We start from the raw sequence: 13,907 nt of genomic DNA, 5'->3' as shown, positions 1-13,907 counted from the left end.
AAGGACGTCGCAATATTTTTACAGTTGATATTCAATGATGCGTTTATACGGATCAAAAGGCCCTAACTCATCTAAACCCATATGTTTGATGGCCTTTTCAATTAATTCGCTTTCACTAACATCGTCAGGTAATAATTGTTTACGAAAAAAATATTTCCCCGCATCGAGCATGGCTTTTAAGGGGATCATGCCTATCAGCTCGCTGCCGGTAACTTTAACGCCATAGTGGGCTGCTTTGTTACATACCTCATCAAAAACCTCATGAAAAGGAGTGGTATTAATATCGGTTAAGTTCATGGATACCTGGGCGGCACCGTACTCTTCAATATACCAGCCAATAGCTTTTACTTTTTTTAAAGTTCCCGGTATTTGTTTTTTATTACCGCCGCCATCCCGTATTATACGCCCTGATTCGCGTATATCCAGTGCGATTTGATGTGCTATTTGGGTTGATGTAGTGTTTAAATTGACATTATATGCTACCAGCAGATCCCGAGCACCTATTACTGTTGCACCTCGTTTGGCATCCAATTCGGCAGGGCCAAAGTCGGGTTGCCAGCCGGGCTGCTTTATCTTGCTAAAAAAGCCTTCGTATTCGCCTTCCCTGATTACGGATAAATTGCTTCGGTTTTTATCGGGCTGCGAATACTCATATAAATAAACCGGTATACCCAACTCCTCACCTACGCGTTTGGCCAGCTTGTTAGCATAGTCCACCGTTTCTGCCATGGTAACATTACTAATGGGGATAAGCGGACAAACATCTGTAGCGCCCATGCGCGGGTGTTCGCCTTTTTGGGTACGCATATCAATTAACTCGCCGGCCTTTTTAATGGCCAGGTAGGCCGCTTCAATAACACTTTCGGGTTCGCCGGCAAAGGTCATTACGGTGCGGTTTGCATCTTTCCCGGGGTCAATGTTTAATAATTTAACGCCTTGCACACCCGCAATCTCATACGCAATGGCATCAATAATACTTTGGTTAACACCTTCGCTAAAGTTAGGAACACATTCAATTATGCGCTTCATAATAACCGGCAATTATCTGATCAAAATATTCAAACGTTGTACCGTATGCGCGCTAAAATACCCTAAAGCGTTGTTGTTTAAGTTTGAGGGCGGATTGGACGGCGTAGGTGCTGGCCCGCCGGTCAATTGCTCGCGCAGGCTGAATAAATAGGTATATATATTATTGTCAATACACTGCGCTTCTACGGTAATGTTTTGCCCAACTAATATATCATTTTCAGTCTGAAAAAGGTCATCATCCACATACCTGCCATTGGTGAAATTATCGTTATTAACCAATATAGTGTTTTTGATCTGTACACCATCAATATATATTACATAATGATATTGGTTAACTACATTGGGCGGGTCCTGGTAATGTACAGTCATTATTTTTTTATTACTGTCAAAAAAGCTATCCTTATACGATAGATTGTCAAAACGAACAATTAGAGGCATAACTGAGCTTCCGGTATAGGTTTGGCCATTAACGTTTACGGTTAACGTATACTTATAATTAGTGCGCCCGGCAAATCGTGGAGTGATATATGTACCGGGTGAGCTTTCTATTAAATTGTAAACGTTGCCCTTGTCGTCATTAATAGTCACTACCGCGCCGCTTACAGCAGGAAACTTATTACTATCAGTAAAGGGTACCGATTTGCTTATTTTGACGATATGGTTGGTTAATTGATTAGTTACATTACCCTCAATTACCAATTGTGGCGAAGCATCTTTCAATTTGAGGTCTATTACTTTTTCGCAGCCCGAAAACAGCAATACAATTATTGCCGCTACCAGTATAGAATATTTGAATTTGATACACATTATATTAAAATTTAAAGTTCCAGGTTATTGAAGGGATGATACCAAAAAGGCTGGTTTTTACGGCCTCTGTTTTGGTTGGGTCAACCTCATTATCGCGGAAATTTATAGTGTACGGATTTTTGCGGTTGTATAAATTATAAATACCAAATGACCAGCTGGAATGGTACTTTTTATGTTCTTTCCCTTCCCAGGTCGCGCCAATATCTAAACGGTGGTTAGCCGGCTCGCGGTCGGCGTTGCGTTGGCTGTAATAATAGGTTGTTACACCGGCTACTGTGTATTTTCCATTAGGATAAGTAACCGCATTACCCGTACCATAAACAAAGGTAGCCGAAAATGTCCACCTGTTATTTAATTTATAAATACCTACCAATGATATATCATGTGTACGGTCATACTTGGCCGCAAAGTAATTGCCGTTGTTTATCTGGTCAAACTTACGTTCGGTTTTTGATAAGGTGTAACCTACCCAGCCATTAAATTTTCCGTATCGTTTTTTAAAGAAGAATTCGGCGCCATACGCCCTGCCAATACCATACAATAATTGCGATTCTACATTATCATTGGCTATCAGTTGCGCGCCGTTTTTATAATCAATTTGATTTTGTAATGCTTTGTAATAGGTCTCTACAGAAAACTCATATAAATTATCGGCAAAGTTTTTAAAATAGCCAAGCGATACCTGGTCGGCAATTTGAGGTTTAATGTTATTGCTGCTTAGTACGTACAGGTCAGTTGGGTTGCTGCTGGTTGAGTTGCTGATAATATGGATATTTTGCGTATTACGGTTATAAGATGCCTTAACCGAAGTCTGCTCGTTAACGGAGTAACTTGCAGAAAAGCGCGGCTCTAAATTAATATAGCTTTTAACCACATCGCCGCTTGATTTGGTTTCGCTGCTGGCTACAGTGCCGTTGGCGTTATACGTTTTAAAGGTACCGGGGCCCAATAAAAACATGCCGCTTAAACGCAGGCCGTATAGTAAGGTTAGTTTATCATTTACTTTCCATTCATCGTTTGCATAAGCCGCGGCTTCCAGGCCATAGCGGCGCTCAATTTCCCGGGTGTTAACACTTGATGATTGGGTTGATGTAATATCCCCCGGTACCAGCGAATGGTTGGTGGTATTTACACCAAACCGTAAAGTGTGTTTGGTATTGGCATAATATTGAAGGTCCTCTTTAATGTTCAGATCTGTAATTTGTGAGGTTGCCTTGAAGTCGTTATCCCGCAAAAAGCTTTGAATTACGTAATTATAATTACTGTATATGATGGATGTATTAGAGAATAATTTGTTAGAAAAAAGGTGATTAAAGCGAATGGTACCGGTTGCATTACCCCAATTGGTACCAAAAGTGTTTTTTAACCCTAATACATCTTTACCAAAATAGCCGGATAGGTATATGGTGTTTTTCTCGTTAAAACGGTAATTAAGCTTAGCATTCAGATCATAAAAATAAATGCTGCTGCCTTTTACTGTAGTATCAGACGAGAGTTTTAAAAACATATCTACATAGGTACGGCGGCCGCTTATCATAAATGAGCCTTTGTTTTTAAGGATGGGGCCTTCTACTTTTAAGCGCGAGGCTATTAAACCTATACCGCCCTGTACGGTAAATTTTTTATTGTTACCATCATTCATCTTCACATCCAAAACTGATGATAGCCTGCCGCCGTATTGCGATGGCATGCCGCCTTTGTATATGCTCACATCTTTTATAGCATCAGAGTTGAAAGTAGAAAAGAAGCCAAATAAGTGCGACGCATTATAAACCGTAGCTTCGTCCAGCAATATCAGGTTTTGGTCAGATCCGCCGCCACGCACATAATAGCCCGTATTGCCCTCGCTGGCTGCTTTGATACCCGGTAACAGCGATATGGTTTTCAAAATATCCTTCTCGCCAAATATTACAGGTACATTGTTTATTTGCGTCATATCCAATTTTTCTACCCCCATTTGCGGTGATATTAAATTACGGTTGTTGGGCCTGTTATCATTAATAACTACCTCCTCCAATTCGTTTTTAACTGCCAGGTCAATATTTATCTCCATATCTGCGTTTAATGAAACAGATCTGGTTATCGACTCATAACCTATATAGCTGTAGGTAAGGATATAGTCTCCTTCAGGAACAGTAAGCGAATAAAAGCCATAACTATTGCTTGACGTAGCACTTTGGGTAGCACCTTTTACCACTACTGATGCACCAATCAATAATTCGCCGGTAGCTTCATCCTTTATTTTACCGCTGATGGTATATTTTTTTTGCGCCATAGCGGAGACCACCATCAGCAAAAAGCAGGTAAAAAGTGGTAATGCTTTAAATGGGATAAAGATATTGAACGAGGTACGTGACAGGATTTGATTTAACATATTGTTTGAGTACAGGTATACAGCGCGTTGCCGTTTACCTGGGGCAAAATTACTTTTTTATATGGTAACCCCACGCCCAAAGAACGGTGCAAGCAAAATATTATTTTAATACAATAGTAATTTAACATTTAAAGCCACCTGGCAAACCAATCCAACGTCATTTGAATATGTTGCGGTGTTGAGCGGTGTGGCTCATTGGCGGCAACATCCATTTTTAATTTATCTGCAGCTTTTTGAGCAGAGTAGGCTTGCTTAGCCGATTCAAAAGCTATCAATGCACCGGGTAGCGGGCAGTTCTGGTCTTTCTCGTTGCTCAATATTAGTAAAGGACGCGGCGCCAATAGGCGTATCATGGATGGACAATCAAACTCATCAGTTATGCCGGGTATGAGTTTATCCCAAACGGCCTTTACATTCTTTTTATTTGGTTCCCTGTCTCCCATATCCAATGCTGCTTTTTGGTGAGCTTCTTTTATGGTACCGGCGCGCCCCTGCCATTGGTCATTATCTAACGACCATTTAAAACTTTGCGCCGCGATGTTTAACACAATAACTTTTATTCGTTTATCAATAGCCGCCGCCAGATAGGTTTGCATAGATCCCATGGATATGCCGGACATGCCGATACGATCCGCCTGTACATCTGGTCGCGTAACCAAATAATCCATTAACCGCCAAAGGTCATAGCTGGTATCATACAAAAAGGGATAGGTTTGCTTTTTTGGATCCGTGTTTTTCCAGGCATCATAAGCAGCCGCTGTATATGCTGTGCCGCCATGCGCGCCGCCCGCAACACGCCCGCCATGATAGCGGGCATCAATACCAACGCCCATTATACCCATTTTGGTCAATTTTAAAAGCATATCGGTTACTTCCCTGCTATCCTTACTGCCACCGGTGCCATGCATAAATATAACTAACGGGTAGTTTTTTTGCCCGGTTGCGGGTTTGTAAATAAGTATGGGCATTTTTTCATTAGCCTCGGTGTTTATTGTGCCTTTTTCAATAATAACATCATCGGTTTTAGTTATCGCAAATGTTGGGTTAGCAGCCACTATCGGCCGTTGCAGCAAAGCTTTAAAATCTGCCGCGACTTTCTCGGCTGGTGGGTATTGGGCAAAGCATAGGCTTTGGATGAGTGATAATGCCAGTATGGTTATATATCTGAATTTATACATGGTTGATAATTGGTTGGTTAAATATACAAATAATTAGCCCCCTCTAAATATCCCCCTGTAGGGGAATGTTTTTTAACAAGCAAATAAGCCCTTCCGGGGAGGGTTTGGGTGGGGCTGTCATCCCAACACCATTTTACTAAACCCATATTGCAGGCACCTGTTAATACCAATACATTTGAAAAGACAATTTTAAATAAGTAATTTTCTAACTTCAATATATGCTTTCAGAACCAACCTACATAGCCGCACGTATGGTGGCCTCAACTATAGAGGCACACTTTGCAGCGCATTTAGCAAGTGCAAGGTTAGCAGGTGCAAAAAATTTAGCTGATAATCCTAAGGCACCTATTATTGAAGCTATTATTGATGTAGCTTTTTGGGCCAGTCTACGTAAGGAAGAGGGTAAATCGCCCAAAATATCTATATCCCTATTGCCACCGCAGCAATGCCATAACCCGTTGGTATTTGGTAAGCAATTGCGTTTAACCCCGCATAATTTAACTAAACTGGCCCCCGCGGTTGAAAGCCCCGGCATACATCTGGGTGTTTGGTTTGAAAATGATGAGTTGTACGTATGGGGCACCACCTTAACCATACCGGGTATTTGTTTTGTGCTGGAGGTAGTTGAGCCGGGTTTATTAGTTATTAAGCATAGCCGCGTTGATGGCTTTGGCAAATTTGTAAACATTGCCATCTTAAAAGGCGACAATATAAAAATAGTTGATGAGCATAATACGGCTTTAAATAATTGCCCCGCATTGATCAACTCCTTATTAGGGATGCCCCTGCCGGTATTTTTAAATGAATCTATTAATGTATTGGTGGAGCTGGCAGCATCTATGCGGGTGCATGGGCGCGGGGGGCTGGTATTGATAGTGCCGACTGGGTCTGCCGACTGGCAAAAATCAATCATTCATCCTATATCGTACCCGGTAATTCCGGCTTTTGATGGTATTACCCAATTGATACAACAGGACCCGGGCGAACGCTTAACTACCGCATGGCAGGACGGCTTGCGTCGTGCCATTGATATAGTTGGTGGCTTTACGGCTGTTGACGGGGCTACGATCATAAACCGCCAATATGAATTAATTGCATTCGGTGCCAAAATAGCCCGGTCAGAAATGAGTACCCCTGTTGACCAAATTGTTACTACCGAACCGGTGCAGGATGGAGTTGCCGAATATGTACACCCGGGCCAAAACGGTGGGACAAGGCATTTAGCCGCTGCCCAGTTTGTATATGACCAGCGCGATGCGATTGCCTTGGTGGCATCGCAGGATGGCCACTTTACCATTTTTGCATGGTCAAGCCATATGCAAATGGTGCATGCACATAGGATAGATATTTTATTGTTGTAAAAGTTATTCGCTTAAAACCGTAAACTTAAAATCAAGCGGTTCAAAGTGATTGATGAGTTCGTCAATAAATTGCTGGCCCCATTTAACGTATAGCAAACCAAAGTTTTCAGTACGCTCCTGTAAGCTATTTTTTGGGAATAGCTCGGCTTTAATTTGGTCAATTTGTTGCAGGCGGGTTTCAAAGTTTTTCTTTTCGGCTTTAATTAGTTTTTTCTCCAGGTTATCCAAAGCCTTTTTTAACCGCACCTGCACTGCCTCGGCAGATGGTGCAAGGGTAGTATCAATTTTAGCCGAACGTTGTTTGATCTTTTCAAAAACGGCTGCTAACTCTTTCCATTCTTCCTGCAGGGATAGGGTATGTTCGCTATGCTTTTTAACCCAATCGCTTTTAATAGCATCGGCAGGTTTAAAAATATCAGCAGGTGCTAATTCCATTTTGGCTATTTTACCGGCAGACTCCTTACGGATAACCAATCCCGAGTTACGCAAAATCAGTATCGGAAAATCAACTTTGTAATGCTCAAAAGTCGATTTCAGTTCCAGCCAGTAAACTACCTCGGCACCGCCACCTATGTAAGCTATATTGGGTAAAATACATTCCTGGTACAACGGGCGCATCACCACATTAGGGCTAAACCTTTCCGGGTGAGTGGCAATCTCCTGTTGCAGTTCGAGTTTAGTGAAGCTGGTTTCGGTATTCAATACCTTGTAGGTATCGTTCTCAAAAACTATACGTTCGCGCAGTTTATCCTGCAGGTAAAAAAAGTTTATCTCGCGTGGGTTTACCTGTATATGTACGCCCAGCTTTTTTAATTGCTCGTTAGTGGCGTTAATTTTTGCAAAGCTATTTTGCTCAATAATATCCTTTTCAATAATCGGGGCAAATTGTTGCTTAAAGCGCTGGTCATCCGCATCAATAATTACCAAACCATATTGGCCAAATAAAGCGTTTACCAAATAGCGGGTAGCATCGGCCAGTTTATCAAAACCCATGTAGGCTTTCTCCACAATTTTAGCCAGGTCGGCAGCGTGGCCATCCAAACCCAAGGCACCTTTATATTGGTTTAACGCTTCGCGGATACTCTCCGGACTGATACGCCCAGTAGCCCCGGTAGCTTCATACCACCAATGCACTTTTTTGCCGCCAATATTGGTATAGTTTATCTCGGCAAAATCATGATCTTCGGATGCCATCCAGTAAACAGGCACAAAGTTTTTATCAGGGAATTTGGCTTTTAATTGGCGCGCCAGTTTAATGGCGGTTACTATTTTATATATAAAGTATAAAGGCCCGGCAAATATGTTCAATTGGTGGCCCGTGGTAATGGTATAAGTGTTGTTTTCTTTAAGCAGATCTATATTACCCGACACCAAATCCGAAATCGAAAATCCGACATCCGAAATACTGCTATATTGATCTGTCAGCACCTCATGCAATACCTGTCGGTTGGCAACAACCTTTTTATCAGCAAGCAGTTCACCAAACCCCTTAATATCCGGGCGATGGCTATAAAATGGCTTTAACGTAGGAGCGTTATCAATATAATCGATAACCGTTGGCGAGAAAAATCCCGTGTCTTTATAACTGATACAACAACTGTCCATTAGGTCAAATGTAAAATCATTAATTATAATTAACCACTATGTTTAAATATTTTACAATTCATTCATAATGGGAGTCATGCGGTTTTGAGTTAAATTTTATCCTGTTAAAATATTTATTTCACCGACAAATACCCGTCATTCCCCGATTTGCATACTACACTTGTGTTAAATATATCTACTTTTATTCTATGGAAAACGCGTTAATAACCGGAGCAACCAAAGGCATGGGCCGCGCAATAGCAATAGCATTTGCTAAGCAAGGCGTAAACATAGCGGTATGCGCCCGTAACCAGGAAGACCTGTCATCCTTTAAAAAGGAGCTGTTGCAAATTAACCCCGGCATTAAAGTTTTTACCGCCGTGGCTGATGGAAGCAAAAAGGATGAACTGTTGCAATTTGCAAAAGCTGCTGAGGCCGACCTGGGTAATATTAATGTGCTGGTAAATAACTTAGGCACCTACCAATATACCGGTATATTGGATGAACCCGAAGGCACATTTGAAAAAATGCTGAACACCAACCTAATGCCTGCTTATGAGCTTTACCGCTTTTTTGGTAAAAAAATGATAGCGGCAGGCAAGGGGCACATTTTTAATATATGCTCTGTAGCAGCTTTAGATGTGATTGCCGAAGCAGGCAGTTATAGCGTAAGCAAAGCCGCATTGTTAAGCCTTAGCAAAGTAATGAAACTGGAAATGCAGCCGTACGGGATAAAAGTTACCGCGGTAATACCCGGCTCGACATTAACCGATTCATGGAAGGGCCAGGATGTTGACAAAAACAGCATGGTTTTACCCGAAGATATTGCCTCGGCAATAATTAATATTTATAAAATGAGTGTTGGCGCAAATGTCGACGAGATAATAATAAAGCCTGTTAAGGGCCAACTTTAAAACAAGAACAATTAAACAAATAACAAAATGGACAAAAAGCTATATAGAGACGAACAACATAAAGTAATAGGTGGTGTTTGCGCAGGTTTGGCTGAATATTTAAATATTGATGTAAGCATTATCAGGGTTATATTTTTAGCCTCGATGGTCATGAAAGGCGTAGGTTTTTTACCGTACATTATATTATGGATAGTACTGCCTAAAAAGAATTACATATTTAACGACCCAACAGTAGATTATAAAGTGCCGCCCGACCCTATGGGATACTATGATCCTGCAAACCCGTTCCCGGTTAAGAAAAAATCTAATTTTTCGATAATTGCAGGCGCGGCGTTAATTGTGATGGGATCATTCTTCCTGCTGGATGAGTTGAATTTTATACCTGATATTGATTTTGGTAAATTATGGCCGGCAATATTAATAGTTATGGGTTTTGGGTTTATTTTTTCGCAAGGCAAAAAAGAGCCGTGGGAGCAAGACAACTGGAATAAAACCGATAAAAAAAACCAGGAAACAACTGTGGATAAGCCCCAGGACGACAACACAAACGATAACCCACCAACTATACAATTATGAGAAACAATAAATTAATACCGGGTGTAGTACTATTACTACTTGGTACCGTTTTTTTGCTGCGTAACTACGGATATGTAGATATACATTGGAGCAATTTTTTACACCTGTGGCCCATATTTATAGTAATAGCAGGTGTTAACATGATTTTTGCTAATAACAAGGCACCCTGGGCAATGGGCATTAAATTAGCCGTTATAATAGGCGGGTTTGGCTTGTTGTTTTTTGGAAATTTTGAAAACAGGTTTGGCTTTTGGCCAAAGGGTAATTACGAGTTTGATATTGACGACGACAGTGACGATAATGATGTTGTAAAAAGTGAAAGTAACCGCTTTTTTGAAGAGCCCTATAATGATAGCATCAAAACAGCAAGGTTAAATATACATGGCGGTGCTACCAGCTATAGGCTAAGAGATACTACCAACCAGTTATTCAGTGCAGAAACCCGTGAGTTTTTTGGAAAGTATACATTTAATGTGACCAAAGATGATTCTTCATCGGTGATTGATTTTAGGATGAGAGATAACAAGTTTAAAAACTTTGGTTTTGGTGATAATTCAAATAAGGCAACTTTTAAACTAAACGCAAAGCCCGAGTGGGAGCTGGATATCAATGCTGGTGCTACCGACCTGGATTTTGACCTGACTAAATTTAAAGTCAAAATTTTACATATTGACGGTGGTGCAGCATCGTTTAAAGTAAAATTTGGCCAGCCATTAAATGTAACTACTATTAAGGTTAACACTGGCGCATCTGATGTGGATATCAGAATACCTAGAGGTGCTGCCGCCTGTATAGATGTACATTCAGGTTTATCGTCAGATGATTTTGAAGGCTTTGTTAAAATACGCGATCATCGTTATGAAACCCCGGGTTATGCCAGTGCAACCAATAAATTCAATATTAAAATAAACGGAGGGGTGTCTGACTTTAATGTTAAACGCTACTAACAAACCCTAACATATTATCAATTAAAAGCCCGAACATTAATGTCCGGGCTTTTTTTATTTCGAGATCTTGATCATATAGGTTTTGGCAAGGTTATCATACCATTCCTGTTTGTACTCGCTGCCAAAAATGCTTAAAAACGGTATCATGGTTAAGGCTATAGATAATATGGCCCCAACATTACGGCCCAACGATTGCAGGACGGTTATCTTTTCGCCGTTAACATCAATAACCCGCAAACCACATATTTTTTTACCGATGGTTGCCTTCCAACCCGTTATTTCAAATAGCACATTGTAGCTTATATATATGCCATAAAATAATAACTGCATTTTAAGAATAATATCGTTCTCTGGTAAAACAAACTTGCCGGTAGTAGGTAAAGTAACCCAGCTCAATTGCAAAGCTATAACCTCTACAATTATGGTTAATAACAGATAATCAACCAAAAAAGCAACTGTGCGCCAGCCGGGGCTTGCCAAATTATCCAGCGTAGGGAAGTAAATATCCTTAGCTTCAAAAAATTCGTAAAGTTCAGGCAGTTCAGATGCGTACTGCCATTCGTTGGCTTTTGGTGCCAGTATGCTGGTATGAATATCAATATCCCTTTTAATTAGCTCGTCAAAACTAAACGGGCCTACCTGCTCTTCGTCCTCTAATATGTAATATTCGTTGTTCATAGTATGTATACCTGCGAAAGGTAAATAATATTGACCTATTTAAAGTATCTTTTGGTATGCAATACCCTGAAAATAGTTATTTTGTTTTTATCTGGGATACTAATAGCGGAGGGGTCTCAATTTAGAAGCGGCTTTTAATATTTTCAGCCGATGTAAATGTGGCAGTACCTTTAGTTTCTTCGCTGATCATTTGATCGATCATTGATTTATACTCGTCAGATACTTCTAAATTTAAATGATGCTGGTGCAATAAATTCTCATACTCGCCTATTGGAACAATGGCTGCAGTTTTTTCCCCTTTATCGTTTACTATAAATTGCGTTGTCATTACTCAAATTTAAGAATTATATCTTTAAATATTCAATCGGTTAAACTAAAATAGCTATCATTAAATCCTTAAATTTGCGCAAAATAATACTGCATGAGTGCTGATGCTATAAAATTGCTGCAAGGCCGTTACTGTAATTCGTTAACCCAATATTCGCGGTTTGTAACCCGAGAGGTTTTTATTGGCGATGTGCCTATGGGCGGAAGCAATCCCATCCGCATACAAAGCATGACCACTACCGATACTATGGACACCCTGGGTACGGTTGAGCAAACCATCCGCATGGTTGATGCCGGCTGCGAATATGTGCGTATTACAGCCCCAAGCATAAAAGAGGCCCAAAACCTGGCCGAAATTAAAAAGCAACTGCGCCAGCGCGGTTATACCGTTCCGTTGGTGGCCGATATACATTTTACCCCCAACGCCGCCGAAGTTGCCGCGCGCATTGTTGAAAAGGTACGCGTTAACCCGGGCAACTATGCCGATAAAAAGAAATTTGACCAACTGGATTATACCGACCTGGAATATAAAGCCGAACTGGAGCGCATCTTTCAAAAATTTACGCCGTTAGTAAAAGTTTGTAAGGAGTATGGCACGGCTATGCGTATTGGTACCAACCACGGCTCACTGTCCGATCGTATCATGAGCCGTTATGGCGATACCCCGCAGGGTATGGTGGAGTCGGCAATGGAGTTTATCAGGATGTGCGAGTTGCTGAACTATCAAAATTTAGTGGTTTCCATGAAATCAAGCAATCCGCAGGTGATGGTGCAGGCTTACCGTTTATTGGTAGAAACTATGGTAGCCGAGGGTATGAATTACCCGCTGCACCTGGGCGTAACCGAAGCCGGCGACGGCGAGGACGGTCGCATTAAATCTGCCGTAGGTATTGGTACTTTATTAGAAGATGGCCTGGGAGATACCGTCCGTGTATCCCTGACAGAAGAACCCGAAGCAGAAGCACCTGTGGCTATTGCGTTGGTAGAGCGATACTCGAAGCGAAAAGCAGAAAGCGAAAAGCAAAAAGCCGATAATGACCATGGACCATGGACCATAGACCATGGACTACACAATCCCTACGAATACATAAAACGCCAAACCTACGAAGCTAACGCTTTTATAGGCGGGCATATGGTGCCGCGTGTGGTGGCTGATATTTCAAAAGCTAACCTGAAAGATCCGGCAGTGCTAAATAGCGTGGGTTACTTGTATTCGCCGATATTGGATAAATATAACATGGCCGAGCAATCTGTCGATTTTGTTTACCTGGCGGATGAGTTACCCTCGTTTACCTTACCCGGCAATTTAAAGCAGCTATATAACTACAATACCTGGAAAAACCTCGCTAACAAAACTAATTGCCACCCGCTGTTTACTTTAAAAGAATATATAGGCGATGTTAACCGTTCATCGGCCTTAAATTTGGTGAGTTTAAAACCTGATGATATTAATTCGGACGAGTTTGCCTCGATGCCATTTGATAAGACATTGGTGTTGGTTTTGGAGACCGATGCCGTGCATGGTATGGCTGACCAGCGTACATTCTTCTTCAAAATGGAAGAGTTGGAGTTGGATATCCCGGTCATCATTAAACGTAGCTATTCTTTTGAGTCGGGAAGTCCGGAAGTCGGAAAGACCGAAAGTGATACTACGCTACTGCAACTTTATAGTGCCACTGATTTAGGCGCACTTTTAGTTGACGGCTTTGGCGATGGGATATGGATAGATGCCCCGCAGGTAGATACACAAACTATAACATCCACCGCTTTTGGTATTTTGCAGGCCACCCGCTCGCGAATATCAAAAACAGAATATATATCCTGCCCAAGTTGTGGCCGTACCCTGTTTGACCTGATGGAAACTACGCAGATGATTCGCAGCCGTACCAGTCATTTAAAAGGGTTGAAAATTGGTATTATGGGCTGTATAGTAAACGGCCCCGGCGAAATGGCCGATGCTGATTATGGTTATGTAGGCTCGGGTACCGATAAAATTACCCTTTACCGTGGTAAGGAAGCTGTTAAGAAAAACATCAGCGCGGTTAACGCGCTTGATGAGTTGATCGAGATCATCCGCGGGGATGGGAACTGGATTGAGCCTGTTGGTGATTAAGTCGATCGTCTGTAAATTA

Annotated in this window: 12 protein-coding genes; 5 read left to right on the top strand and 7 right to left on the bottom strand. The window is 41.4% G+C overall.

Annotated features, from left to right (window positions below):
* Positions 1 to 18: 18 nt before the first annotated feature.
* The 4 genes from ftcD to ACYVJ6_RS02530 all read right to left on the bottom strand — a co-directional run bounded on the left by ftcD (position 19) and on the right by ACYVJ6_RS02530 (position 5,388).
* Positions 19 to 1,029: a glutamate formimidoyltransferase gene (gene ftcD / locus ACYVJ6_RS02545; protein ID WP_460692461.1), complete on the bottom strand. Its 1,011-nt coding sequence runs from the start codon at positions 1,027 to 1,029 to the stop codon at positions 19 to 21.
* Positions 1,030 to 1,041: 12 nt separating this feature from the next.
* Positions 1,042 to 1,836 carry a DUF4249 family protein gene (locus tag ACYVJ6_RS02540; protein ID WP_460692460.1) on the bottom strand — a complete coding sequence of 265 codons (795 nt, stop codon included), beginning with the start codon at positions 1,834 to 1,836 and terminating at the stop codon, positions 1,042 to 1,044.
* 4 nt (positions 1,837 to 1,840) lie between these two features.
* Positions 1,841 to 4,210 (bottom strand): TonB-dependent receptor, encoded by a 2,370-nt coding sequence (locus ACYVJ6_RS02535; protein WP_460692459.1) that lies wholly within the window; start codon positions 4,208 to 4,210, stop codon positions 1,841 to 1,843.
* A 128-nt stretch (positions 4,211 to 4,338) separates the two neighbouring features.
* The gene (locus tag ACYVJ6_RS02530) at positions 4,339 to 5,388 is read right to left on the bottom strand and encodes an alpha/beta hydrolase (protein WP_460692458.1); all 1,050 of its coding nucleotides are present in this window, start codon (positions 5,386 to 5,388) and stop codon (positions 4,339 to 4,341) included.
* Positions 5,389 to 5,606: 218 nt separating this feature from the next.
* On the opposite strand from ACYVJ6_RS02530, the gene ACYVJ6_RS02525 reads away from it, so the two are divergent.
* On the top strand, positions 5,607 to 6,749 hold the full coding sequence (locus ACYVJ6_RS02525; protein WP_460692457.1) for a putative sensor domain DACNV-containing protein: 1,143 nt from the start codon (positions 5,607 to 5,609) through the stop codon (positions 6,747 to 6,749).
* A 3-nt stretch (positions 6,750 to 6,752) separates the two neighbouring features.
* On the opposite strand, the gene bshC is transcribed toward ACYVJ6_RS02525, so the two are convergent.
* Positions 6,753 to 8,354, bottom strand: a complete 1,602-nt coding sequence (bshC, locus tag ACYVJ6_RS02520) for a bacillithiol biosynthesis cysteine-adding enzyme BshC (RefSeq protein ID WP_460692456.1) — start codon at positions 8,352 to 8,354, stop codon at positions 6,753 to 6,755.
* 188 nt (positions 8,355 to 8,542) lie between these two features.
* Between bshC and ACYVJ6_RS02515 the strand changes: the two genes are divergently transcribed.
* From ACYVJ6_RS02515 to ACYVJ6_RS02505, 3 genes are read left to right on the top strand one after another with little or no spacing between them, the layout of a single operon-like run.
* Entirely contained in the window at positions 8,543 to 9,247 is a 705-nt protein-coding gene (locus tag ACYVJ6_RS02515) for an SDR family oxidoreductase (protein WP_460692455.1), read from the top strand.
* A 27-nt stretch (positions 9,248 to 9,274) separates the two neighbouring features.
* On the top strand, positions 9,275 to 9,823 hold the full coding sequence (locus tag ACYVJ6_RS02510) for a PspC domain-containing protein (protein ID WP_460692454.1): 549 nt from the start codon (positions 9,275 to 9,277) through the stop codon (positions 9,821 to 9,823).
* A complete protein-coding gene (locus tag ACYVJ6_RS02505; protein ID WP_460692453.1) occupies positions 9,820 to 10,770 on the top strand; it encodes a LiaI-LiaF-like domain-containing protein in 951 nt (316 codons plus the stop codon). The genes ACYVJ6_RS02510 and ACYVJ6_RS02505 overlap by 4 nt, the downstream gene beginning before the upstream one ends.
* A 54-nt stretch (positions 10,771 to 10,824) precedes the next feature.
* Here ACYVJ6_RS02505 and ACYVJ6_RS02500 read toward each other — a convergent pair whose 3' ends face one another.
* Positions 10,825 to 11,448, bottom strand: a complete 624-nt coding sequence (locus ACYVJ6_RS02500) for an RDD family protein (protein ID WP_460692452.1) — start codon at positions 11,446 to 11,448, stop codon at positions 10,825 to 10,827.
* Positions 11,449 to 11,569: 121 nt separating this feature from the next.
* A complete protein-coding gene (locus ACYVJ6_RS02495; protein ID WP_460692451.1) occupies positions 11,570 to 11,776 on the bottom strand; it encodes a hypothetical protein in 207 nt (68 codons plus the stop codon).
* A gap of 93 nt (positions 11,777 to 11,869) precedes the next feature.
* Here ACYVJ6_RS02495 and ispG point away from each other — a divergent pair, with 93 nt between their 5' ends.
* Positions 11,870 to 13,888, top strand: a complete 2,019-nt coding sequence (gene ispG / locus ACYVJ6_RS02490) for a (E)-4-hydroxy-3-methylbut-2-enyl-diphosphate synthase (protein WP_460692450.1) — start codon at positions 11,870 to 11,872, stop codon at positions 13,886 to 13,888.
* Positions 13,889 to 13,907: the final 19 nt, after the last annotated feature.

It is taken from the genome of Mucilaginibacter puniceus (assembly GCF_054783175.1).
This window is presented reverse-complemented; position numbering and strand designations above follow the sequence as displayed.

Excerpts from the sequence above, each read along its gene's own strand:
- ftcD (WP_460692461.1), bottom strand. The coding sequence starts at position 1,029 with ATGAAGCGCATAATTGAATGTGTTCCTAACTTTAGCGAAGGTGTTAAC.
- ACYVJ6_RS02540 (WP_460692460.1), bottom strand. The coding sequence starts at position 1,836 with ATGTGTATCAAATTCAAATATTCTATACTGGTAGCGGCAATAATTGTA.
- ACYVJ6_RS02535 (WP_460692459.1), bottom strand. The coding sequence starts at position 4,210 with ATGTTAAATCAAATCCTGTCACGTACCTCGTTCAATATCTTTATCCCA.
- ACYVJ6_RS02530 (WP_460692458.1), bottom strand. The coding sequence starts at position 5,388 with ATGTATAAATTCAGATATATAACCATACTGGCATTATCACTCATCCAA.
- ACYVJ6_RS02525 (WP_460692457.1), top strand. The coding sequence starts at position 5,607 with ATGCTTTCAGAACCAACCTACATAGCCGCACGTATGGTGGCCTCAACT.
- bshC (WP_460692456.1), bottom strand. The coding sequence starts at position 8,354 with ATGGACAGTTGTTGTATCAGTTATAAAGACACGGGATTTTTCTCGCCA.
- ACYVJ6_RS02515 (WP_460692455.1), top strand. The coding sequence starts at position 8,543 with ATGGAAAACGCGTTAATAACCGGAGCAACCAAAGGCATGGGCCGCGCA.
- ACYVJ6_RS02510 (WP_460692454.1), top strand. The coding sequence starts at position 9,275 with ATGGACAAAAAGCTATATAGAGACGAACAACATAAAGTAATAGGTGGT.
- ACYVJ6_RS02505 (WP_460692453.1), top strand. The coding sequence starts at position 9,820 with ATGAGAAACAATAAATTAATACCGGGTGTAGTACTATTACTACTTGGT.
- ACYVJ6_RS02500 (WP_460692452.1), bottom strand. The coding sequence starts at position 11,448 with ATGAACAACGAATATTACATATTAGAGGACGAAGAGCAGGTAGGCCCG.
- ACYVJ6_RS02495 (WP_460692451.1), bottom strand. The coding sequence starts at position 11,776 with ATGACAACGCAATTTATAGTAAACGATAAAGGGGAAAAAACTGCAGCC.
- ispG (WP_460692450.1), top strand. The coding sequence starts at position 11,870 with ATGAGTGCTGATGCTATAAAATTGCTGCAAGGCCGTTACTGTAATTCG.